Below are 21,381 nucleotides of genomic sequence, written 5' to 3' on the forward strand. Positions count from 1 at the left end.
CGGCGGTAACCGCGCGGGCCAAGGTCCCCGGTTCGCCGAGGGCGCAAACGGCCCACGCTGCGACGATACATCGATCACGGAGCGTCGTCAGACACCGCCTCCGGCGCCACCACCCACGGCCGCGTCACTCTCCGCGGCCCTCTCCCGCCCATCGATCTTCGGGGGTACGAGTGAGCCCAGTTCACCGGTCTCGTTGAGGCGCACCACGAACGGCCGCCCGGCGGTGTACCGGATCGCGGTGATCGACGCCGGGTCGGCCACGATCCGCTGGAACTGGTCGAGGTGCAGGCCCAGCGCGTCGGCCACGATGGCCTTGATCACATCGCCGTGGCTGCACGCCAGCCAGACCGCGTCCGCCCCGTGCTCGGCGGTGATCTTCGCGTCCCAGGAGCGGATCGCCTCGACCGCCCGTGCCGACATCGCGGCCATCGACTCGCCGTTCGGGAAGACGACCGCGCTGGGATGGTGCTGGACGACCTGCCAGAGCGGCTCCTGGGCCAGCTCCTTGAGTTGCCGGCCCTCCCAGTCGCCGTACCCGCACTCGGTCAGCGCCTCGTCCAGCGCCGGCTCGGCGCCCGGCACCGCCAGCCCGACCGTCTGCCGGCAGCGAACCAGCGGGCTGGAGACGACCGCGGCCAGCGGCAGCCCGTCCAGGCGGGCGGCCACCCGGCACGCCTGGGCACGGCCGGTGTCGTCCAGCTCGACCGGCCGGCGCCCGGCCAGCTCCCCGGAGGCGTTCGCGGTGGTCCGGCCGTGCCGGAGCAGCAGTACGGTGGCCACTACCGGCCCACGCCGGAGGAGTCGAAGGCCTCGGCCACGATCCGCAGCGTCCGCAGGCCGCTCTCCAGATCACCCACGTAGGGGCTGATCGACAGCGTGCCGACACCGGCCGCCGCGTACTCCTCGATCCGTTTCCGGACCTGCTCGCGGGTGCCGATGATCGAGGTGCGCTCGATGAACTCGCGGGGCAGCGCGGCCGCCGCCTCGGCCGGCCTACGGCTCAGGTAGAGATCCTGCACCGTCCTCGCCTCGTCGGCGTAGCCGAGCCGGACCGCGAGCGCGTTGTAGAAGTTCTGCTCCCGGCTGCCCATCCCGCCGACGTAGAGCGCCGCGTACGGCCGGATCACGTCGGCGCAGGCGTCCAGGTCGTCGCCGATCGCCACCGGCACACTGGCCACCACGTCGAAACCGGACAGCCCGAGGCCCCGCTTGGCCCGGCCGGCCGCGATGTGCCGCAGGTGGTCACCGGACGCGTCCGGGGCCACGAAGATCCCCAGCCAGCCGTCGGCGATCTCACCGGCCAGCTCCAGGTTCTTCGGGCCGACCGCGGCCAGGTAGACCGGGATGTCGGTGCGCGCCGGGTGGAAACCCAGCTTCAGCGGCTTGCCGGCGCCGCCGGGCAGCGGCAGCGTGTAGTGCTCGCCCTGGTAGGACACCGCCTGACGGGACAGCGCCTGCCTGACGATCGCCACGTACTCCCGGGTGCGGGCCAGCGGCTTGGCGAACCGCACGCCGTGCCAGCCCTCGGACACCTGCGGGCCGGAGACGCCCAGGCCCAGCCGGAACCGCTTGCCGGACAGCGTGTCCAGGGTGGCGGCGGTCATCGCGGTCATCGCCGGGGTTCGCGCCGGGATCTGCATGACGGCCGCGCCCAGGTCGATCCGCTCGGTCTGGCCGGCGATCCAGGCGAGCATGCTCACCGTGTCCGAACCGTACGCCTCGGCGGCCCAGACCACCGAGTAGCCGAGCCGGTCCGCCTCCCGCGCCATGGCGAGATGATCGGCGGGAGTGCTCCACGCCGTCTGGTAGCCGAGGCTGAGTCCGAGCCGCACCGAGCTGCCCTCCCGAGATCTTGATAGGTCTCGGGCAAGCGTACTGACCGAAGACCGACCCGTTTCGGTCCGGTAACCGACCCACCCGGCTGAGGCTCGAGCATTTCGCGAAAGGGCTGGTCTGAATAAGGTTCACTCATGCATCAGCGACCGCTCGGCCGAAGCGGGCTAGCGGTTTCGCGGCTCGCGCTCGGCACCATGACCTGGGGCCGGGACACCGACCCCGACGACGCGGCGGATCAGCTGAAGATCTTCCTGGAGGCGGGCGGCACGCTTCTGGACACCGCCGACGTGTACGGCGACGGCGACGCCGAGTCGGTGATCGGCTCGCTGCTCGACCACCTGGTCCCCCGCGACGAGGTGGTGATCGCCACGAAGGCGGGCCTCACCCCGCACCGCTACCGCCCGCGCGACGGCTCCCGCGGCAACCTGCTGCGCTCGCTGGACGCGTCGCTGCGCCGGCTCGGCACCGACTACGTCGACCTGTGGCAGGTGCACGGGTACGACGCCCAGACCCCGTTCGAGGAGACCCTGGCCGCGCTGGACCACGCGGTGGCCAGCGGCCGGGTCCGCTACGTCGGCGTGTCCAACTTCGCCGCCTGGCAGACCGCGCGGGCCGCCACCTGGCAGGCGGCCCACCCCGGGCGGGCCCCGATCGTGGCCGCCCAGATGGAGTACTCGTTGTTGGAACGCGGCATCGAACGCGAGATCCTGCCGTCCGCGGCCGCCCTCGGGTTCGGCGTGCTGGCCTGGTCGCCGCTGGGCCGCGGGGTCCTCACCGGCAAGTACCGCAACGGCCGCCCGCTCGACTCGCGGGCCGCCTCCGAGCACATGGCCCCGTTCGTACAGACCTACCTGGAGCCACGCAGCTCCAGCATCGTCGAGGCGGTGGTCACCGCGGCGAGCGGCCTGGGAGTGTCCCCGCTGGAGGTGGCCCTGGCCTGGATCCGCGACCGCCCGGGGGTGGCCGCCCCGGTCCTCGGCGCCCGCACCGCGGGCCAGCTGGAGGGCGCCCTGCGCAGCGAGCACCTCACCCTCCCGGCCGAGATCGCCTTCGCCCTCGACGACGTCTCCGCGATCGAGGTCGGCTACCCCGAACGCGAGGGCGCCAGCCACCCGCACAGCTACTACGGCTGAGTAAGCGCTGGTCAGCGCTTGTCGTCGGTCAGGGCGGGGAGCATATTAGACGCCATGGACTACGAATACGCGCCGCTACGGTTGCCTTCGAATGTCGATCGACTGACCGCGGCGGCGCAGCTCGCCATCCAGGCCGAGTTCTCCGGCTGGGAGCTGGCCAGGGTTCAGCTCTTCGCCGACGGCAGCCGCAAGGTGATGCTCCGCCGTCGCCTCCAGCCCATCCCGCAGCCCGGCCTCAGTTACTGACAGGGCCCGCCCGCCCGACGCGGACGGGCCCTGGTCCGTCAGTGGTGCTTGTGACCGGCGTGGTCGTGATCGTGGTCGTCCTCGTCGGGCAGGAACGGGTGCTCGTCGAGACGGCCGACCAGCAGGTCGCCCTCGACCGGGGCGAACGGGCCGCTGCCGTCCGCGTCGTCGAAGGCCTCCAGGTCGAGCGGCTCGGTCACCTCGGTGACGGTGAGCAGGCCGTCGAGCGGCTCCAGCTCGGGCACGTCGAGCGAGGCGAGCGACCCGTCGCCGGCCTGCAGCAGTTCGAGCACGGCCTCGCCGACCGACTCGACGGGGCCGGCGTCCTCGTCCTCGGGGACGGAGCTGCGCCGGGCCGCCTCGGCGACCCGCAGCAGGGCGGTGACGCTGGGCACCCGGTAGTCGCGGCGCTGCCGGACCGAGACGACCTGCGGGTACGGGTCGGCGCCCGGCCCGCCCGCGGACTCGGCCAGCTGACCGAACCGGCGGTCCGCCTCGTCCGGGTCGATGGCCTCGACGTCCCACGGCGTGACTTCGCCGAAGGCGTCCAGCAGCTTCTCGTCGTACGCGAAGGAGGCGTTGTTGAGATCGACATACGCCTGCCAGACGTCGTCGTCGTCGATGCGGCCGGCGGCCGTCTTGACGGCCGCGAGATGCGCCCGCGCCGCCTCGACCACCCGCTCGAGAGCCTCGTCGAGCTCGGCGTTCTGGTCAGTCATGGATTTGGGGGTCCTTCCGATTTCAGCTGTTTCGGAGCAAACGGTCGAGCACACGCACGCCGAACTTTAGTCCCTCCACCGGAACTCGCTCGTCGATGCCGTGGAAGAGGGCACTGAAGTTGAGATCCGGGGGCAGCCGGAGCGGCGCGAAGCCGAAGCAGCGGATGCCGAGCGTGGCGAAGGCCTTGGCGTCGGTGCCGCCGGACATCAGGTACGGCACGGTACGCGCTCCCGGGTCCTCGGCGCGCAGCGCGGCCCCCATGGCGTCGACCAGGGCGCCGTCGAAGGAGGTCTCCACGGCCGACTGCTGGTGCATGTGCTCGATCTCCAGGTCCGGCCCGATCACGTCACGCAGTTCGCGCAGGAACGCGTCGGCGTGGCCGGGCAGGGTCCGGCAGTCGATGGTGGCCGACGCCCGGCCCGGGATGACGTTGTCCTTGTAGCCGGCTTCCAGGCGGGTCGGGTTGGCGGTGTTGCGCAGGGTGGCGCCGATCAGGTTGGCGATCGGGCCGAGCTTGGCGACCGCGAGTTCCGGCTCCTCCGGGTCCAGGTCGATCTCCAGGGCGTCGCTGACCTGTTCCAGGAAGGCCCGTACGGTCGGGGTGACGATGGTCGGGAACCGGTGCCGGCCGACCCGCGCGACGGCTTCGGCGAGCGCGGTGACCGCGTTGTCGTCGTGGATGAAGGAGCCGTGGCCGGGCCGCCCGGTGGCGTGCACCCGCAGCCAGTCGAGTCCCTTCTCGGCGGTCTGCACGAGATAGAGACGAAGGTCGTCGTTGACGGTGTACGAGTACCCGCCGACCTCGCCGATCGCCTCGGTGCAGCCCTCGAACTCGTCCGGGTGGTTGCGGACCAGCCACTGGGAGCCGTACTCCATGCCGGCCTCCTCGTCGGCGGTGTACGCCAGAACGATGTCGCGCGGCGGGACGTAGCCGGTGCGCCTCCATTCGCGGACGACGGACAGCACCATGGCGTCGAAGTCCTTCATGTCGACCGCCCCGCGGCCCCACAGGTAGCCGTCCTTCTCCTCGCCCGAGAACGGCGGGACCGACCACTCGCTCGCGTCGGCCGGGACGACGTCGAGGTGCCCGTGGACGAGCAGCGCGCCCCGGGACGGGTCGGCGCCGGGTATCCGGGCGATCAGGTTGGCCCGTTTCGGCGCGGACTCCAGCAGCCGCGACTCGATCCCGACCTCGCCGAGCTTCTCCGCGACGTACTCGGCGGCGGCCCGCTCCCCCACGGTGGTCCGCTGGTCGCCGGTGTTGGTGGTGTCGATCCGGAGCAGGTCGCGGCACAGGCCGGTGACCTCGCTCTCCGCGGTCGTGGTGTCCATCCGCCCTTCTTACCAGCAAGGCGTAAAGAGCCTTCAGTCCGATCTAGGGGTGGTGGGCGGGGCGGTCGGATGGAGAGGTTTGGCCGGAGAGCCGTGGCGGGTATCGGGACGGCCGTGTCCGACGTGAATCTTCCCCCGCTGCCGCCGACCGGCGGCGAGACCTCCGGCCGCAGCATCGTCGACGTGGTCGGCGAGGAGCACCGGCAGATCCTCGCCCTGACCGGGCGGCTCCGGAGCGATCCCGCCGACGAGCGGGCCGCCTCCGTGCTGATCGCCGTCGTGTCCCGGCACCTGTGCGCCGAGGAGCAGTACCTCTACCCGGCGGTCCGGTCCGCGGTGCCCGGCGGTGACCTGATCGCCGACCGCGAGCTGGCCGAGGACGCGCGGCTGCTGCGGTTGCTGAGCGACGGTGACGTGGGCGGGTTCGGCGCCGCGATCGAGCGGCACGTGGCGGCCGACGCCGCGGAGTTGCTGCCCCTGCTGGAGCAGATGGTCCCGGCGGAGGATCTGATCCGGCTCGGCAACCGGTTCGAGACGGCCGAGGAGGCGGCGCCGACCCGGCCGCACCCGGCCACGCCGTCGTCACCGCCCTGGAACAAGGTGGTCGACCCGATCGTGGGCGTGGTGGACAAAGTGCGGGATGCGGTCACCGCACGTGCCACCTACATGAGCGATCTGTGACGATAAATGAGCTACAGGCGGTAAGCACGGTCTGTCCTGTTCGTTCATACGTTTGTCACAGGTCGCCGATCATTCCACGCTTCCCGGACTAGCATTCCCTCCCGTTCTAGTCCTAACGTCACGCTATGAACCTCGAGCTGCGGCATCTGAAGGTGGTCTGCGCCATCGCGGAGACCGGCAGCGTGACCAAGGCCGCGTCACAACTCGGCCTTGCCCAGCCGGCACTCACCGCCCAACTCCAGCGGATCGAGCGCACTCTGGGTGGCCCGCTGTTCGATCGTGACCGCCGGGGCGCGCGCCCCACGGCCCTGGGAGAGCTGGTGCTGTCCCGTGCCAGGGTGTTGCTGCCAGCGATGAAGGGTCTGCAGGACGAGGCGGCCCGGCTGGCCGCCGGCGGTGGGCACGACACGATGAGCAGGTACCGCATCGGCGCCATCAGCGGCCCGGTCGTGGCACACCTGGTGCACCGCCTGTCGGCCACCCAGCCGGAGGCGCAGATCTCCACCCACGCGTCGTACTACATCTCCGAGCTGTCGAGCATGGTGCTCGCCGGCAAGCTGGACTACGCGCAGGTGGGTGTCTGCGGCGACGCCATCCCCTCGGCGGAGTACGGACTGGTCTGGGAGACGATCGGCATCGACGCGGTCTGCGTGCTGATGCCGGAGGACCACCCACAGGCCAAGAACATGGAGGTCGACCTGGCCGACCTGGCCGAGGAGCACTGGGTGGCCAGCGCCGGGGACGGCTGCTTCGCCGACTGTTTCGCCGCGGCCTGCGCCCGGGCCGGCTTCGCCCCGCGCCGGGTGCTGGAGTCGGACGTCCGCAACTGCGTCGACATGGTGGAGCTGGGCTCCGCGATCGGGCTCTGCCAGCCCACCTTCCGCGCGCCGGCCGGGCTGGTCAGCCGGCCGCTGATGGGGGCGCCGCTGCGCTGGCGGATGATCCTCGGCTGGCACCCGGACTCGCAGGCCGCCCGCAGCGCGCCCAACCTGATGGACCACGCGCAGGAGGCGTACCAGGAGATCCTGGCCCGCAACGAGAACTACATGGAGTGGATCCGCACCCAGACCCATCTCGGTGGCGGCAGCAGTCAGCTGGCCGCGGCGTGACGCGGACGGGCGCCCTGGCGTGAGGGCGCCCGTCGCCACGCCGGATCAGACCGCGGCCGTCAGCGCGACATCGAAGGTGAGCGAACCGTCGCGGGCATCCACCCGGACCGTTCGGCCGGGGGCGAGATCCGCCGCGATCAGCATCTTCGACAGCCGGTTGTCCAGCTCACGCTGGATGGTCCGGCGCAGCGGCCGGGCGCCGAACTCGGGCTGGAAGCCCCGCTCGGCCAGCCAGTCCACCGCCGCCGCCGTGATGTCCATGGCGACGTCCTGCGCGTGCAGGCGCCGCCGGGTCTCCTCGAGCAGCATCTCGGTGATCCGGTGCAGCTGGTCGTCGTCCAGCTGCCGGAAGATGATGATCTCGTCGATCCGGTTGATGAACTCGGGCCGCAGCTGCTCCTTGAGCCGCCGGTCGAGCCGGTCACGCAGCTCCTCGCCGGGGGACCGGCCGGTCTCCGCGCCGCCGAAGCCGACGCTGCGGGTGCTCCCGTTGATCAGGTCGGCGCCCAGGTTGCTGGTCATGATCAGGACGGTGTTCTTGAAGCTGACCGTCCGCCCCTGGCTGTCGGTGAGCCGCCCGTCGTCGAGCACCTGGAGCAGGATGTTGAAGACGTCCGGGTGCGCCTTCTCGATCTCGTCCAGCAGCACCACGCTGTAGGGCCGCCGCCGGACCGCCTCGGTGAGCTGACCCGCCTCGCCGTAGCCGACGTACCCGGGCGGCGCCCCGACCAGCCGCGACACCGTGTGCCGCTCCTGGAACTCGCTCATGTCCAGCCGGATCATCCGGTCCGGCTCGCCGAACAGCGCCTCGGCCAGCGACCGGGCCAGCTCGGTCTTGCCGACGCCGGTCGGGCCGAGGAACAGGAAGCTGCCGACCGGGCGGTTCGGGTCGCCCAGCCCGGCCCGCGACCGGCGGACCGCCTCGGCGACCGCGGTGACCGCCTCCTCCTGGCCGATGACGTGCCCGTGCAGGTGCTGTTCGAGGCGGAGCAGGCGATCCCGTTCGGCCTCGGTGAGCTGGGCCACCGGGATGCCGGTGGACCGCGACACCACCTCGGCGATCTCGTCCGGCGTCACCTGCGGCACCCCGGCGGCGCCCGCGCCACCGCCGGCCAGCTTCGCCTTCAGCGAGTTGATCTGGTCGCGCAGCCCGGAGGCCTGCTCGTAGTGCTCGGCGGCGACCGCCTGGTCCCGGTCCCGGGACAGCTGCTCCAGCCGGCGCTCCAGCTCACGGCGGTCGGCGTCCGGCGTCTTGGTACGCAGCCGGACCCGCGCGCCGGCCTGGTCGATCAGGTCGATCGCCTTGTCCGGCAGGAACCGGTCGGTGACGTACCGGTCGGAGAGCACGGCCGCGGCGTCCAGCGCCTCGTCGGTGATCCGGACCTGGTGGTGGGCCTCGTAGTTGTCCCGCAGGCCGCGCAGGATCGCCACGGTGTCCTCGACGCTGGGCTCGCCGACCAGCACCGGCTGGAAGCGGCGGGCCAGGGCCGCGTCCTTCTCGATGTTCTTGCGGTACTCGTCGAGCGTGGTCGCGCCGATCACCCGCAGCCGCCCGCGGGCCAGCGCCGGCTTGAGCATGTTGCTGGCGTCCATGCCGCCGCCCTCGCCGCCACCGCCCGCCCCGACCAGGGTGTGGATCTCGTCCAGGAAGACGATCAGGTTGTCGCCGGAGGCCTGGATCTCGTCGATGACCTTCTTCAGGCGCTCCTCGAAGTCGCCGCGGTACTTGGTGCCCGCCACCAACCCGGCCAGGTCGAGCTGGACGACCCGCTTGTCCTGGAGGGTGAGCGGCACCTCGCCGTCGACGATCCGCTGGGCCAGGCCCTCGACGATCGCGGTCTTGCCGACGCCGGCCTCACCGATCAGCACCGGGTTGTTCTTGGTGCGCCGGGACAGGATCTCGACCGCCTGCTCGATCTCCTCGGCCCGCCCGATCACCGGGTCGATCTCGCCGCGCCGCGCCGCCTCGGTCAGGTCCACGCCGAACTGCTCCAGCGTGGGCGTGGGGGCGGCCGGGGTGTGGGTGACGCCGGACGGCTTCGGCAGCTCGCTGTGGTGCGGGATGGTGCGCGGGTCGACGATGCGCCCGGCCAGCAGCCGGCCGGCCGCGGAGTCGGTGTTCAGCCCGAGCGCCATCAGGATGTGCTCCGGGCCGATGTAGGAGGCGCCGACCGCCCGGGAGATCTGCAGGCTGTCCAGCAGCGCCCGTTTGGCGGCCGGGGTCAGCGCGATGCTGTCCGGCAGGCCGCCGGGCGTCTCCGCCGGGCGGCCCATCTCGGCGAGGAGCCGGTCCGGGTCGGCACCGGCCCGTCGTACGGTCTGCTTCATCGGCTCCTGCTGGAGCACCGCCCAGAGCAGGTGATCGGTGTCCAGGTCGGCCGGGCGGCCGCCACCGGCCAGCTCGGCGGCCCGGCGTGCCGCATCGGCGAGCACCTGCCGGGCGTCGTTGCTCATGTAACGCGCGATGTCGAAACGCTGCGCCGACCGGCGCGGCTCGGCCGCACCGAAGAACTGCGCGAACAGGTCGTCCCACTGGCCGGGCCCAGCCGGCCCGAACGGTCCGATGCTCATCTGTCTCTCTTCTCCTGGTACCTCGAGCCTGGGTCCCCGCAAGGGGCTACCCGGCCTCCCGGGCGGCAAACTCACGCCGCCGGATCACGCGAAAACTTGACTCCAGTAGGCTCAACTTCATGGTTGCCCCCTCCGATCCACCCTCCCTGACCCCGGAGTTCTTGGCGCCCGATTCTCGCGACCCCGATGTCCCGCTGGTGGTCGTCGACGGCGCGAACGTCGTCGGCTCGGTTCCGGACGGCTGGTGGCGCGACCGGGCGGGCGCGGCCGAGCGGCTCCGTGACCGCCTGGCCGCGGTGCCCGCCGCCGGCCTCCCGGACGTCCCGGCCCCCGTCGAGGTGGTCCTGGTGGTCGAGGGCCGGGCCAGGGACATCGCGCAAGCTCCGGGCGGCGTGCGCGTCGAGCGCGCCGCCGGCTCCGGCGATGACAAGATCGTTGATCTGGTACGGGTGAGCGCCGCCACCAGGCGCACCGTCGTGGTGACCGCCGACCGTGGGCTCCGTGCCCGGGTCACCGCCCTGGGCGCCGAGGTCCGCGGCCCCTCCTCGGTCCCCCGCTGACGTTCCCCACGGCTCTCCGCCCGGCCCACGGTCGAGGGCGTGTCGGTCACCCGGGGGACGGGTGTCATGTCACCGCCGATCCGGGGACGACGGGCCCCCTGTCTCCACTGTGGATCTTCGTCCGATACGATCCCACCTGCGCGATCTTCGGCCGTGCCGGGGGAACCCGGTGCCGTGCCGCGCCTGGCACGGTCTGCCAAATCCGGGCGACCGAGGACAGCCGGGCCGGAACCGGGCGGTAGGCTGGGACCGCAAGTCGTGAAACCCGCACAGGAGGCTGCCCGGGTGGCCAGTGTCGCCGAACTCAGAGCTGCCGTGGAGGCCGCGCTTCAGCAGGTCACCGAGGGGCAACAGGCGATTCAGGCAGCGAAGGAGAAGCTCGGCGAGGCCCAGCAGAGCCTGGCCGCCGCTCTCGACGGCAGCGCCAACGACGCGGTCGGCGCCGCCCACGCCTCGCTCTCGCACGCCGAGCAGCAGCTGGAGGACGGGTTCAACGCCACCGTCGCGGCGGTCGAGCAGGCGCACACCTACACGGCGAGCCTCTGACGCGATGTCGCTGCTCCAGGAACTCGGCGCCCAGCTCCGGGCAACCTCCGACGACCTGCCGATGGGGCTGGTGACGGCGGCGATGGAGAAGCTGCGCGCCGCCACCGAGCTGATCCGCTGGGTCCAGGAGGAGTCCAGTCAGGACATCGGTGTGGCCCGGCTCGGCCACGCCACCGAGCACGTGGAGAACGCGGCGGCCGCCCTGCGGGGCGCCCAGGAGGCCCTCGACCGCTATCTCGCGGTCCTCGGCCTGACCGGTGTGCCCGGCGCCCCGGCCGGCCAGGAGTGGCGCGAGGGCCTGCGCCGCGAGGAGGAGCGCCCCCGCCCGGAGCGGATCGAGGCCGAGCGGGTGGAGACGCTGGGCCCGTGGTGGCAGCGGCGGGTCGCCGAGCTCACCGGCGAGCAGCCGTCCGGCGAGCGCTCCGGGTCCGGCGAGTCCCCGGACTCCGCCGAGCTGTTGCGCCGGATCGCCGCCGGGGTACGCTCCGGCGACCGGGCCAGGCTCGGGCGCGAGCTGCACGCGGTGAACGCGTCGACCGGCCTGGGCCTGTCCGCGGTCACTCCCCCGGTGCTGCACCGGCTGGCCGGCGACCTGCTCGGCCACGATCCCCGCCCGGAGGACGTGCCCCGCCTGCGGACCGCGGCGGAGGGCCGGGTCCGGGCGCTGCTGCCGGGCACCGAGCCGGGGGTGCTGGAGACCCTGCTGGACCGCATCTGCCGGGTGCCGGTCAAGGAGCAGCAGGAGAAGCGCGGCGACCGGCCGCCGGGCCACCCGGCCGACACCGCGGTGACCGCGAGCGTCCTGACCGGGATCCTGCTGGCCCGGCTGGGCCGCGACGCGGACGCCCTGTCCCCGGACGCGCCGGAGCCGGTCCGGTCCCGCCCCGGCGCCCCGGAGGACGACCGGTGAGCCGCGCCCGGATTTCCGTAACTGCGACGATGCCGGCAGGTCATGGCTGAATCCACCAAACACCGGGTGATGGAGATCCGCGCCGGGCTGTCCCATGCGCTCGGCGCCGCGCAGGTGGCGCTGGAGCGGGCGCAGGCGGCCCTGGAGGAGGCCGAGGCGCGGCACCGCAAGGTCGGCACGGCCGTGACGGCGCGCCGGCGGAAACTGGCCGCGACCCGGGACGAGCGGATCCGTGAGATCGAGGCCTGGCACGACACCGAGCTGGCGGCGCTGGCCGGCGCGGCGGCCGGCGCGGCCGACCGGGCGGCGCCGGGCGCGGCCGGCGAACCCTGGCACAGCTGGGAGGTGACCCCGCTGGACGCCGCCGCCGAGCTGCGGGTGGGCCGCCTCATGCTGCCCGAGGCGCCGGTGCCGTCACCGGTGCGCACCGAGCGCCCCGGGACCACCGGGCCGGGCGACGGCGACGCCTGGGCCGGTGGCGCGTGGGCCGGCGCGCCGGGCGAGGCCGCCGAGCCGCCGGCCGGGCCGGAGAGCGAGCCGCCGCCGGTGACCGGGCCGGCCGGAGAGGACGGGCCGCCCGAGGTGCCGGCCCTGGTGCGGCTGCTCGACCACGGGCACATCGTGATCGAGGGCGACCGGCGCGCCGGTGACGACGTGGCGGCCGGGTTGCTGCTGCGGGCGCTCGGCAGCAGCCCGCCCGGGCACGTCCAGATCATCGGGTACGACCCGGAGAGCCTCGGCGGTGGCCTGGCCGGGTTCGCGCCGCTGGCCAGCGCCGGGGTGCTCACCTTCGTCGGCCCGGACGGGCTGGAGAAGCTGCTCGACGAACTGGTCGGGCACGTCCGGCGGATCAACGAGACGGTCCTGGCCGGGGAGTATTCGTCGTTGCGCGAGTTGCACCGGGCCACCAAGCGCCGCCCGGAGCCGTGGCGGGTGGCGGTGCTGCTCGGCGGTGGGGAGCTGTCCCGGCACGAGCGGTCCCAGCTGGACCGGCTGTTGCGTACCGGGGCGGCGTGCGGGGTGCACCTGGTGATCCGGGGGCTGTCCGTGCAGCCGGGCCCGGACGTCGAGTCGGTGACGGCCGCTCCCGGTGACGGTGCCCGGATCGGGGGCGCCGGAGCGCTGCCGGTCCGCCTGGACCCCGGCCCGCCGCCGGCCCTGGTGACCGTGACCTGCCGGCAGATCGCCGAGGCGGTGGCCGCCGGCCCGGCCCCGGTGGCGCTGGACAGCCTGCTGCCGGGCGCCGGTGACGAGTGGCGGGAGGAGTCGGCCACCGGGCTGACCGCGCCGCTCGGCGACAGCCCGCAGGGTCCCCGGGTGCTGGTGACGTTGAGCGACTATCCGCCGCACGCGCTGATCGCCGGACCGTCCGGCACCGGCAAGACCAACTTCATCTACGCCTGGCTGGGTGCGCTGGCGGCCCGCTACTCCCCCCGCGAGCTGGCCTTCTACCTGCTCGACTTCAAGGAGGGCGTGTCGTTCGCCCGGTTCGCGCCGGGCCGGCGGGACCCGACGTGGCTGCCGCACGTGCGCCTGGTGGGGGTGAACGTCAACACCGACCGGGAGTTCGGGCTGGCGCTGCTCCGGTTCCTCAGTGGTGAGCTGCGGCGCCGGGCCGACGCCGCCAAGCAGCACGAGGTCACCAACCTGGCCGAGCTGCGCGCCGAGGATCCGGAGGGGTCGTGGCCGCGGATCGTGGCGGTGGTCGACGAGTTCCAGGTCCTGCTGGCCGGCCGCGACGCGGTCGCCGCCGAGGCGGTCGACCTGCTCGAGGACCTGGCCCGGCGGGGCCGTTCCCAGGGCATCCACCTGATCCTGGCCAGTCAGGACGTGTCCGGCATCGAGGCGCTGTGGGGCCGGCCGGCGCTGGTGGCCCAGTTCAGTCTGCGGATCGCCCTGCCCCGGGCCCGCCGGGTGCTGGCCGAGACGAACGCGGCGGCCGACTCGCTGCCCCGCTACCACGCCGTGGTGAACGCGGACTCCGGCGCGACCGAGGCGAACCGGGTGGTCCGGGTGCCGGCCGCCGGTGACCGGGAGCAGTGGTCCGCCCTCCAGCACCGGCTGTGGCGGCGGCGCCCGCCCGAGATGGGGCCGCCCCGGCTGTTCGACGGTGACGTGGTCCCGAAACTCGCCGACAGCCCGGACTTCCGTGGGTTGCGGGCCGCCGCGTCGCCGGCCGCGCCGATCGCCCTGCTCGGCGAGACCATCGACGTGACGGCACGCTCCGCCCGTACCGTGCTGCGCCGTGCCCCCGGCCGGAACCTGGCCGTTCTCGGCACCCGGGTGGACGAGGCCTGTGCCGTGCTGGCGACCGCGGGCCGCTCGCTGGCCGCGCAGTTCACCCCGGAGGGTGCCCGGTTCTCGGTGGTCTGCCTGGACGCCGACGCCCGGGCGGCCGCCGAGGCGCTGCACGCGCGGATCCCGGACTGCGGGTGGTACGACGCGGAGAACGTGGACTGGCTGCTCGAGGACGCCGCCGCGGAGGCGACCGCCGCGTGGCCGGCCGACCGGCCGCACTTCATCCTGATCTACGCGGCCGACGCGCTGCCCGGCGGCAAGGCGGCCGGTGACCAGCTGCGCACGGTGCTGCGGCAGGGCCCGGAGCGGCGGCTGCACGTGCTGGGCTGGTGGCGCGGGGCCGGGTTGCTGCGGGACAGTCTCGGTGGGCACGCCGCCCGGACCGACGCGATCGGCTCCTGGGTGGCCCTGGACGTGCACGGCAGCGAGCTGGCGCCGTACTACCCGGGGACCGGGGCGCCGAACTGGTACCCACGCCCGTGGCGCGCCCTGCACTTCGACCGCTCGGTCCACCGCGGCGCCGAGGTGCTCATCCCGTACGGAAACTCATGACCCGAGTGGAGGTCGCGCCGTGAGCGAGCTGGAGCCCGCGGACTTCGAGCGGGCCGACTACCGGACGGTGCTGCGCCGCCTCACCACCCTGGACGAGCGCGCGGCCACCCTGCGCGACGAGGCACACCGCTGGCACACCGAGCGCCGGGCCGCCGCCGACACCGCGGTCCGGGAGGCCGCCGGCCAGATGGAGGACGCCGAGCTGGCGGTCCGCCGGGCCCGGCGCGACCTGGAGCACGTGGACGCCCGGGCGGCCGGGCTGTGGTCGGAGTTCGTGCACCGGATCGGGCCGGCCGCCGAGCGGTTCGGGCGCACCCTGCCGCCGGCCAGCATCCCCCGGCAGCGCGGTGACCGGGACGCGGCGGACTATCTGGACGAGGTGGAGAGCCGGGTCAAGTACACGCCTCCGGCCCGGCCGATCACCTTCGGCACCAAGCTGGGCTTCGTGCTGCTGGGGCTGGCCGGCGGCCTGCTCGGGGTGACCGGCAACCTGCTGGTCACCCGGACCGGTGCGGCGGCCGGCGGCGAGTGGCAGCAGGCCGCCCCGGTGGTGGCGCTGCTGGTGCTGCTCTGTTGCCCGGTCCTGGCCGTGGTGACGGCGAAGCTCATCGCCGACCGCCGTGGAACCAGCCTGGACACGGCCGCCGTGGTGACGGTCCTCGGCACCGGCCTGCTGACGGCCGGGCTGCTGTTCAGCGCGGTGCGGTTCGCCCAGCCAGGCTGACCCGCCGCTGCGCCTCCTCGCGGAGGGCGGCCGGCACGTCGGGCCCGCTGTCGCCGCCGCCGTGCGCCTCGTCGTACTCGTAGTCGCCGGACTGCTCCTCCGGCTCCTCGGTCTGCTGTTCGTCGGGTGCGTCCGTCATGAGACGGAAGTTACCCGGGTATGAGGGCGGCATGCTGTGGATCGGGACCTCGGGATGGCGGTACCGCGACTGGCGGCCGGAGAAGGGGGCCGACGCCACCGGCTTTCTGTGTCCCGCCGGGCTGCCGCAGCGGGCGTGGCTGGGGCAGTACGCGGAGGCGTTCGCGACGGTCGAGGTGAACTGCGGCGGCGCGGTGCGGCGCTCTGCTGGGCCGACCGTCGCGGGCGGCCGGTCACCCCGCTCTGGCGTACCGCGGATTTCGGATATCTACGGCTTCACGAAGGAGCCGCGAAACCCTGGCCCCGTTACGGGCGGGCGGCGCTGACGTCATGGCCGGACCGCTGCGACGGACCGGAATTCTTTGTGTTCTTCAACAACGATCCGGGTGGCGCCGTGATCGACGCCGGTGTGATGGCGGCCGAGGCGGAGCGCCGCGATCGGCGGATCAGCCGGGTTCCGCGGGTCCGGCCGCGCCGGTAATCGGTGCGGAATTGCGCATGTGGTGGTCGCCACCATTGTTGGAAATGACGTCGCCGGATTCGGCGAATCCCGGGCCCGCCGCACGGACGGGCCCGGACGACCGGTCAGCTGGCCCGGCGCTCGCGCACCTGTTTGCAGTTGACGCACGTGGTGGCCGAGGGGAACACCTCCATGCGCTCGACCGGAATCGGGTTCGAGCAGCCCTCGCAGTTCCCGTACGTCCCCTCGTCCAGCCGGTGCAGCGCGTGCTCCGCCTGGGTCCGCCGGTCCAGCAGCGTCCGCAACAGCGAGGTCGCGGCGTCGCGCTCCGCCGTCTTCGATCCGCTGTCGGCCTGGTCGTCGCCGGCCGCGTCGCCGATCTCGACCAGCCGAAGCCGGGTGTTCTGGGCGACGGCCTCTTCGTACTCGGTGTTGAGCTCCTCGAATCGGCTCTGCAGGATCACCCGGATCTGCTCGATCTCCTCGACCGAACGTAAGCCCTTCGACGTGCTCGCGCCCTTACCCGCAACAACCGCTCCGTTGACGAGCATGCAGTCCCCCTGCCCTTCCCTCAGCCCCAGCCGGTGGAGCATCCGCCGGGTCACCCTCGTCCCGGCCGGCTCCACATGTGGAGCCGGTCGATACCCACCGCCGGAGATCCCAAACGGGACCCCCGCGAAAAAGTAACCGGAGCATAACTGTCAGTGGTCGGATCCGCCACGGACTCGGCACACGGGTCTTGTGCCGAGCGTCACCAGTCACTCACCACCAGCGCCGGGCGCTTCGGGTCATCGAGACGAACGACCACGTCAGCGAAGGTTTCCGGGGCCACCTCGGCGGTGTAGCGGTGGTACGCCGGAAGCGTCCAGGCGGCGCCCGCCGGGGTACGCCGTGACAGCGCGGCCCGGGACAGCTCGAGATGCACGGCGAAGTCGAACGGCAGCCCCGAGCCGAGCAGGAGCGGGCCGCTGACCAGCACGATCGCGCCGGCGGGGAGCTGCCGGTAGGGCTGGCGGGCGGCCCGGTCGGCGGTGGCGTCCCAGAGACGCTCGACGATCCGCCCGGAGCCGTCCGGGCCCGCCGGGGCCAGCACCTCGCGGATCAGCCCGGCCTCGTCGAACCAGCCGCTGTAGAACGAGTCCGGATTGGTCCGCCCGAACTCCAGGCGCACCGAGGCCGGGCGCAGGAAATCCCTGGTCTCGACCCGTACCGCGGGGCGGCCGCGGACCCGCAGCGGGTCGACCAGAGCGTCGGCCAGGCGGGCCGGATCGGCGGCGTCGGCCCCGTCGACGGCCACCCGAATTCGATTGTCGGATTCCCGACTGGCGAGACGGTCGGCGAGATCCTCGACCAGGACCTCGAAGGAGAGCGGGCGGACGTGCATCCGTCAGTCGTGCGGCAGGACCACGATGCGGGCGTCGTCGGCCAGCCGGTAGCCCACGCCGTACACCGTGGTGATGAGCGGGAGCTGCCCGCCCAGCTTGAGCCGCAGCCGGCGGACGTGCACGTCCACGGTCCGCTCGCCGGCCCGCTCGTAGCCCCACACGGCGGCCAGCAGCTGCGCCCGGGTGAACACCCGGCGGGGCCGCTCGGCGAGATATTGCAGGAGGTCGAACTCGAGCCGGGTGAGCGGCAGCGCCTCCCCGTCCAGCAGCGCCTGACGCGACGCGGTGAGCAGACGCACCTCCGGCCCCCCGAGAACGCTCTCCGGCTCGTCAGCGACCGGCTCGGCGGGGTCCACGGGCACGGCCTGCTCGACGGTCACCGTCCCCCGGCTCAGCTCGACGAGCTCACGGACCGCGGCGAGCAATCGGTGCGCCTGTGGCGATATCGCGTCTCCGGTGAGCGGAATGGCGAGCGTCACGGTCAGCGCGGGCTCGGCGGAACGACGACCGGCGCCCCGGCCCGGTCCGGCGGATCGACGATCGGCTCGCGGCGACAATGCGCTGACCGGCATTGGTGTATCCCCCAGAATTTGCTGCGGCAAGCGAATATGACTGATCACTGTGCGTAAAGCGGGGACGATATTTCCCGCCCGCCCGATCGCGGGTCAAGTCGCCAACCACAGTGTGGGAAAGACGTTCCATATTGTCGCGCGTCACACAAATGCATTCCGGGAACGTTTTCTGTCAGCCTCATTAAACGTTGCCGAACGCGGGTAGCGGTGAAACGTGACACACCTCGACGTGGGGACCCGTCGCCATGGGGCGATCTCGGGTGGCCACGGAGCCGGCGGCGAAGATCTCGAACCGCCGAAATGGTGGAACCGGTGGGGGCGCCGCACGGGCGGCGCCCCCGGGAGAGCAATCTCTCAGCCGCCCGACGTGAGGCGACGGCCGACGGCCGCGATGAGCCGGTCCAGTTCGGAGCCGAACGGGTTGTCGTGCACCAGGTAGGTCCAGGTGGCGCTGGGCCGGATGATCTCCGCCCGGTCCGGCTGCCAGCCGTCCGCGAGGTCGACCTCCTCGAAGGTCTCGATGGTCCGCGCCTCGACCTGGGTGAGCAGCTCCTGGAAGGCGGGCACCGCGGCCCGGTGGAACTCGTCCAGCGGGTCCAGCTTGCCCAGCGCCCGCAGGTGCACGCCCTCGCGCACCTCGGACAGGTAGGCCAGGTGCTCGGCCCACAGCCGGTCCAGGTGGTAGAGCGCGATGGCGCGGGCCGAGTCGGACAGCACGTCCTCGTCGGTCTCCTCGGCCTTCTCCTTCGCCTTCTCCAGCAGCATGATCGCCGCCACCTCGGAGGTGAGCAGGCGCTCGCGGCGCTCGGCCAGCAGCAGGCGCTGCTGCTCGATCACGACGCTGTACCGCCAGGTGTTCTTGTGGATCTCGTGGTTCACGCCCTCGGCGACCCGCTGGGCGTGCTCCACCGCGTACTCCACCTGGGAGTCGTGCACGACGCCGTCGATGTCCATCCGCGGGGAGGCCGGCAGGATGTCGCCGGCGTGCCGGTGGACCAGCTCGTCCTCGAGGCTCACGAAGAACACCGAGCGGCCCGGGTCGCCCTGCCGGCCGGCCCGGCCACGGAGCTGGTCGTCGACGCGGCGGCTGTCGTGGCGACCGGAGCCGATCACGTACAGCCCGCCGAGCTCGACCACCCGGTCGCGGTCCTTCTCGTCGCTGCCGCCGAGGCGGATGTCGACACCACGGCCGGCCATCTGGGTGGAGACGGTCACCGCGCCGAGCGCGCCGGCCTCCGCGATGATCTCGGCCTCCTCGGCGTCGTTCTTCGCGTTCAGCACGCTGGACGGGACCCCGGCGTCGGCGAGCTGGCGGGCCAGCCGTTCGGAGGCCTTCACGTCCAGGGTGCCGATCAGCACCGGCCGCCCCGACTCGTGGGCGATCTTGATCTCCTCGACCAGGGCCTCGTCGCGCATGTCGTGCGCCGAGTAGATCCGGTCGACGTCGTCCTCACGGATGTTCGGGGTGTTCGACGGGATGACCGCGACCTCGAGCTTGAAGTACTCCCGCAGCTGCTCGCCGACGTGCACGGCGGTCGCCGTCATGCCGCAGACCGTCCGGTAGAGCGCGATGAACGCCTGCACCGTGCAGGTGTCCAGCACCTCGCCCTCGGCGGTGGCGGACAGGCCCTCCTTCGCCTCGACGGCCGCCTGGAGCCCGTCCGGCCAGCGGCGGCGCTGCGCCACCCGGCCGCGCATCTCGTCGATCAGCTCGACGCCGCCGTTGCGGACGATGTAGTCGACGTCGCGGCGCAGCAGGGCGTGCGCGTGCAGCGCCACGTTCACCGCGGAGAGGACCTCGACCTGGTCGTCGGCGTACAGGTCGATGCCGCCGAGCTGCTCCTCGACGTGCTTGAGGCCGTCGTCGGTGAACGCCACGCTGCGGCCGTCCTCGGCCACCTCGAAGTGCTTGCCCTTGCGCAGCTCCTTCATCAGGGCGGCGGCGTCGTGCACCGGGTCGCTCTCCACCGCGGTGCTGCCGGCCAGCACCATCGGCACCCGGGCCTCGTCGATCAGGATCGAGTCGGCCTCGTCCACGATGCAGGTGGCCAGGTCGCGCTGGACCCGGTCGGCCACGTCGGTGACCAGCTGGTCGCGCAGGTAGTCGAAGCCGGCCTCGCTGACCGACACGTAGGTGACGTCCGCGGCGTACGCCTCCCGGCGCTCCTCCGGCGTCATCAGCTCGGTCACCGAGGCGACGGTGAGGCCGAGCAGCGTGTAGATCGGCTCCATCCACTCGGCGTCGCGCTTGGCGAGGTAGTCGTTGACGGTGAGCACGTGCACCGGGCCGTTGCCGAGGCGGGTGTGACCGTACGCCGCGATCGTGGCGGTGAGCGTCTTGCCCTCACCGGTGGCCATCTCGGCGACCCGCTTGTCGAGCAGCGCCATGGCGCCGAGCAGCTGCACGTCGTACGGTCGCTGGCTGATCGCCCGGCGGGCCGCCTCGCGCCCGATCGCGCAGATCTCGGCGTAGTCGGTCGCCTCGCGGGCGGCCTCGGTCAGTGCCGCGTCGTCGAGCTCCCCGAGCGCGTCCTCGCGCGCCTCGATCGCACCGAGCCGCTTCGACAACGGCCCCAGGTCCACCGTCGTACCCGGACGCTGGAGAAACTTGCGGAACCGGCTCTTCAGCCGCTGCGACACACCCATGGCGCGCAACGGTACTTCATTTTGCCCCGTCTCAGGCGGCTGACTCCCGCCCGCCCATCAGAAGGTGATCACCACCGGCGGCTCCATGACGGTGACCAGGAGTTTCTTTCCGGCGTTTGGTCCGGGCGGGCGCAGGGCACCTCAAGGGGTCGACATCCGCCGGCGGAGGAGGAAGGGGAATGCCCAGTCAGCTGGTCTGCCGTCCGGAGCAGGATCTTCCGGCAGCGGTCCTGGCCGTCAGCGGCACCCTGGACCGGATCACCGGCGACGCGCTGGGCGCGGCGATCCGCCGCAGCCTCTCGGTGCAGCCGTCCCGGATGATCCTCGATGTCACCCGGTTACGCATCGGTGATCCGCTGGCCCTGCCCGCCCTGGGCGAGGTCGTCTGCCGGGCCGAGGAGTTCCCGGCGGTGCCGATCGTGGTGTGCGGCGCCGACCCGGCGACCCGGGCCGCGCTCGCCGCCGAACCGGGGTGCGCCGGCCTGGAACTGGCCGACGGCCCCCCGCGGTCCCTGGCCGGGGCGCGGGCCGAGCCGGGCCCGCCGGCCGTCCGGGCCCGCCTGCGGCCGGTGCCCGAGGCCTGCCGCCAGGTCCGCCACCTCGTCACCCAGGCATGCGCCGGCTGGCAGCGCTCCGACGTCACGCCGACGGCCGCGCTGGTCGCCACCGAACTGGTCGCCAACGTGGTCCGGCACGCCCACACCAGCATGGACTTCACGCTGCGGCTGCGCGGTGGACGGCTCATCGTGGCGGTACGCGACCGCGACCGCCGTATGCCGCGCTCCCTCGACCCCGGGGTCACCGACATGGGCGGCCGCGGCCTGCGCCTGATCCGCGACCTCACCGAGACGTGGGGTGTCCTGCCGGTCAGCGACGGCAAGGTCGTCTGGAGCCGGCTCAGCACCGGCGCCGCCGGATGACACCCCGCGCTCCGCCGAGGCCGATCCGGCGTGACGTGCGAT

General features: G+C 72.8%; 21 protein-coding genes. 11 read left to right on the plus strand and 10 right to left on the minus strand.

All coding sequences use genetic code 11. The features are described 5' to 3' along the window. Window positions 1-87: 87 nt before the first annotated feature. Both BJ964_RS43935 and BJ964_RS43940 read right to left on the minus strand, forming a co-directional pair. The gene (locus BJ964_RS43935; protein WP_188126182.1) at window positions 88-780 is read right to left on the minus strand and encodes a histidine phosphatase family protein; all 693 of its coding nucleotides are present in this window, start codon (window positions 778-780) and stop codon (window positions 88-90) included. Then, the gene (locus BJ964_RS43940) at window positions 780-1,832 is read right to left on the minus strand and encodes an LLM class F420-dependent oxidoreductase (protein WP_188126183.1); all 1,053 of its coding nucleotides are present in this window, start codon (window positions 1,830-1,832) and stop codon (window positions 780-782) included. Before BJ964_RS43940 ends, BJ964_RS43935 begins: the two co-directional genes overlap by 1 nt. Before the next feature lie 138 nt (window positions 1,833-1,970). Between BJ964_RS43940 and BJ964_RS43945 the strand changes: the two genes are divergently transcribed. Both BJ964_RS43945 and BJ964_RS43950 read left to right on the plus strand, forming a co-directional pair. Next, window positions 1,971-2,969: an aldo/keto reductase gene (locus BJ964_RS43945; RefSeq protein WP_188126184.1), complete on the plus strand. Its 999-nt coding sequence runs from the start codon at window positions 1,971-1,973 to the stop codon at window positions 2,967-2,969. 54 nt (window positions 2,970-3,023) lie between these two features. Then, on the plus strand, window positions 3,024-3,215 hold the full coding sequence (locus BJ964_RS43950; RefSeq protein WP_188126185.1) for a DUF5703 family protein: 192 nt from the start codon (window positions 3,024-3,026) through the stop codon (window positions 3,213-3,215). Between the two features lie 38 nt (window positions 3,216-3,253). On the opposite strand, the gene BJ964_RS43955 is transcribed toward BJ964_RS43950, so the two are convergent. Both BJ964_RS43955 and BJ964_RS43960 read right to left on the minus strand, forming a co-directional pair. Continuing rightward, the gene (locus BJ964_RS43955; RefSeq protein ID WP_188126186.1) at window positions 3,254-3,934 is read right to left on the minus strand and encodes a hypothetical protein; all 681 of its coding nucleotides are present in this window, start codon (window positions 3,932-3,934) and stop codon (window positions 3,254-3,256) included. A gap of 22 nt (window positions 3,935-3,956) precedes the next feature. Next, entirely contained in the window at window positions 3,957-5,267 is a 1,311-nt protein-coding gene (locus BJ964_RS43960; protein ID WP_188126187.1) for a M20/M25/M40 family metallo-hydrolase, read from the minus strand. A gap of 123 nt (window positions 5,268-5,390) precedes the next feature. Between BJ964_RS43960 and BJ964_RS43965 the strand changes: the two genes are divergently transcribed. Further along, window positions 5,391-5,948 carry a hemerythrin domain-containing protein gene (locus BJ964_RS43965; RefSeq protein WP_229806827.1) on the plus strand — a complete coding sequence of 186 codons (558 nt, stop codon included), beginning with the start codon at window positions 5,391-5,393 and terminating at the stop codon, window positions 5,946-5,948. 125 nt (window positions 5,949-6,073) lie between these two features. Continuing rightward, window positions 6,074-7,057 (plus strand): LysR family transcriptional regulator, encoded by a 984-nt coding sequence (locus tag BJ964_RS43970; RefSeq protein WP_188126189.1) that lies wholly within the window; start codon window positions 6,074-6,076, stop codon window positions 7,055-7,057. 45 nt (window positions 7,058-7,102) lie between these two features. Here the strand turns inward: BJ964_RS43970 and BJ964_RS43975 are convergent, their stop codons facing one another. Next, window positions 7,103-9,628: an ATP-dependent Clp protease ATP-binding subunit gene (locus BJ964_RS43975; RefSeq protein ID WP_188126190.1), complete on the minus strand. Its 2,526-nt coding sequence runs from the start codon at window positions 9,626-9,628 to the stop codon at window positions 7,103-7,105. Window positions 9,629-9,747: 119 nt separating this feature from the next. Between BJ964_RS43975 and BJ964_RS43980 the strand changes: the two genes are divergently transcribed. The 5 genes from BJ964_RS43980 (at window position 9,748) to BJ964_RS44000 (ending at window position 15,218) form a co-directional block, all read left to right on the plus strand. Continuing rightward, complete coding sequence (locus tag BJ964_RS43980; protein ID WP_229806823.1) at window positions 9,748-10,188, plus strand: hypothetical protein; 441 nt, start codon at window positions 9,748-9,750, stop codon at window positions 10,186-10,188. 285 nt (window positions 10,189-10,473) lie between these two features. After that, complete coding sequence (locus tag BJ964_RS43985; protein WP_183219414.1) at window positions 10,474-10,734, plus strand: hypothetical protein; 261 nt, start codon at window positions 10,474-10,476, stop codon at window positions 10,732-10,734. Between the two features lie 4 nt (window positions 10,735-10,738). Continuing rightward, on the plus strand, window positions 10,739-11,644 hold the full coding sequence (locus tag BJ964_RS43990) for a hypothetical protein (RefSeq protein ID WP_188126191.1): 906 nt from the start codon (window positions 10,739-10,741) through the stop codon (window positions 11,642-11,644). 42 nt (window positions 11,645-11,686) lie between these two features. Further along, window positions 11,687-14,494: an FtsK/SpoIIIE domain-containing protein gene (locus tag BJ964_RS43995; RefSeq protein WP_188126192.1), complete on the plus strand. Its 2,808-nt coding sequence runs from the start codon at window positions 11,687-11,689 to the stop codon at window positions 14,492-14,494. Window positions 14,495-14,513: 19 nt separating this feature from the next. Continuing rightward, on the plus strand, window positions 14,514-15,218 hold the full coding sequence (locus tag BJ964_RS44000) for a hypothetical protein (RefSeq protein WP_188126193.1): 705 nt from the start codon (window positions 14,514-14,516) through the stop codon (window positions 15,216-15,218). On the opposite strand, the gene BJ964_RS44005 is transcribed toward BJ964_RS44000, so the two are convergent. Next, on the minus strand, window positions 15,187-15,357 hold the full coding sequence (locus BJ964_RS44005; protein WP_188126194.1) for a hypothetical protein: 171 nt from the start codon (window positions 15,355-15,357) through the stop codon (window positions 15,187-15,189). The two genes, BJ964_RS44000 and BJ964_RS44005, sit on opposite strands and share 32 nt — an antisense overlap. Window positions 15,358-15,411: 54 nt before the next feature. Between BJ964_RS44005 and BJ964_RS44010 the strand changes: the two genes are divergently transcribed. Beyond that, window positions 15,412-15,837 (plus strand): DUF72 domain-containing protein, encoded by a 426-nt coding sequence (locus BJ964_RS44010; RefSeq protein WP_229806828.1) that lies wholly within the window; start codon window positions 15,412-15,414, stop codon window positions 15,835-15,837. Window positions 15,838-15,941: 104 nt separating this feature from the next. Here the strand turns inward: BJ964_RS44010 and BJ964_RS44015 are convergent, their stop codons facing one another. The 4 genes from BJ964_RS44015 to secA2 all read right to left on the minus strand — a co-directional run bounded on the left by BJ964_RS44015 (window position 15,942) and on the right by secA2 (window position 20,419). Further along, window positions 15,942-16,367, minus strand: coding sequence for a TraR/DksA family transcriptional regulator (locus BJ964_RS44015; RefSeq protein ID WP_188126195.1), 426 nt, complete (start codon window positions 16,365-16,367; stop codon window positions 15,942-15,944). Between the two features lie 200 nt (window positions 16,368-16,567). After that, window positions 16,568-17,200, minus strand: a complete 633-nt coding sequence (locus BJ964_RS44020) for a nucleoside/nucleotide kinase family protein (protein WP_188126196.1) — start codon at window positions 17,198-17,200, stop codon at window positions 16,568-16,570. A 3-nt stretch (window positions 17,201-17,203) separates the two neighbouring features. Then, window positions 17,204-17,773: a winged helix-turn-helix domain-containing protein gene (locus BJ964_RS44025; protein ID WP_188126197.1), complete on the minus strand. Its 570-nt coding sequence runs from the start codon at window positions 17,771-17,773 to the stop codon at window positions 17,204-17,206. 354 nt (window positions 17,774-18,127) lie between these two features. After that, entirely contained in the window at window positions 18,128-20,419 is a 2,292-nt protein-coding gene (gene secA2, locus BJ964_RS44030) for an accessory Sec system translocase SecA2 (protein ID WP_188126198.1), read from the minus strand. Between the two features lie 179 nt (window positions 20,420-20,598). Between secA2 and BJ964_RS44035 the strand changes: the two genes are divergently transcribed. Then, window positions 20,599-21,339, plus strand: a complete 741-nt coding sequence (locus BJ964_RS44035; RefSeq protein WP_188126199.1) for an ATP-binding protein — start codon at window positions 20,599-20,601, stop codon at window positions 21,337-21,339. Window positions 21,340-21,381 lie beyond the last annotated feature (42 nt).

This window comes from Actinoplanes lobatus (assembly GCF_014205215.1).
In the GTDB taxonomy this organism is placed as follows: domain Bacteria; phylum Actinomycetota; class Actinomycetes; order Mycobacteriales; family Micromonosporaceae; genus Actinoplanes; species Actinoplanes lobatus.

Coding starts and splice junctions, on each gene's coding strand:
- BJ964_RS43945 (WP_188126184.1), top strand. CDS start 1,971: ATGCATCAGCGACCGCTCGGCCGAAGCGGGCTAGCGGTTTCGCGGCTC.
- BJ964_RS43950 (WP_188126185.1), top strand. CDS start 3,024: ATGGACTACGAATACGCGCCGCTACGGTTGCCTTCGAATGTCGATCGA.
- BJ964_RS43955 (WP_188126186.1), bottom strand. CDS start 3,934: ATGACTGACCAGAACGCCGAGCTCGACGAGGCTCTCGAGCGGGTGGTC.
- BJ964_RS43960 (WP_188126187.1), bottom strand. CDS start 5,267: ATGGACACCACGACCGCGGAGAGCGAGGTCACCGGCCTGTGCCGCGAC.
- BJ964_RS43970 (WP_188126189.1), top strand. CDS start 6,074: ATGAACCTCGAGCTGCGGCATCTGAAGGTGGTCTGCGCCATCGCGGAG.
- BJ964_RS43975 (WP_188126190.1), bottom strand. CDS start 9,628: ATGAGCATCGGACCGTTCGGGCCGGCTGGGCCCGGCCAGTGGGACGAC.
- BJ964_RS43980 (WP_229806823.1), top strand. CDS start 9,748: ATGGTTGCCCCCTCCGATCCACCCTCCCTGACCCCGGAGTTCTTGGCG.
- BJ964_RS43990 (WP_188126191.1), top strand. CDS start 10,739: ATGTCGCTGCTCCAGGAACTCGGCGCCCAGCTCCGGGCAACCTCCGAC.
- BJ964_RS43995 (WP_188126192.1), top strand. CDS start 11,687: ATGGCTGAATCCACCAAACACCGGGTGATGGAGATCCGCGCCGGGCTG.
- BJ964_RS44005 (WP_188126194.1), bottom strand. CDS start 15,357: ATGACGGACGCACCCGACGAACAGCAGACCGAGGAGCCGGAGGAGCAG.
- BJ964_RS44010 (WP_229806828.1), top strand. CDS start 15,412: ATGGCGGTACCGCGACTGGCGGCCGGAGAAGGGGGCCGACGCCACCGG.
- BJ964_RS44015 (WP_188126195.1), bottom strand. CDS start 16,367: ATGCTCGTCAACGGAGCGGTTGTTGCGGGTAAGGGCGCGAGCACGTCG.
- BJ964_RS44020 (WP_188126196.1), bottom strand. CDS start 17,200: ATGCACGTCCGCCCGCTCTCCTTCGAGGTCCTGGTCGAGGATCTCGCC.
- BJ964_RS44025 (WP_188126197.1), bottom strand. CDS start 17,773: ATGCCGGTCAGCGCATTGTCGCCGCGAGCCGATCGTCGATCCGCCGGA.
- secA2 (WP_188126198.1), bottom strand. CDS start 20,419: ATGGGTGTGTCGCAGCGGCTGAAGAGCCGGTTCCGCAAGTTTCTCCAG.
- BJ964_RS44035 (WP_188126199.1), top strand. CDS start 20,599: ATGCCCAGTCAGCTGGTCTGCCGTCCGGAGCAGGATCTTCCGGCAGCG.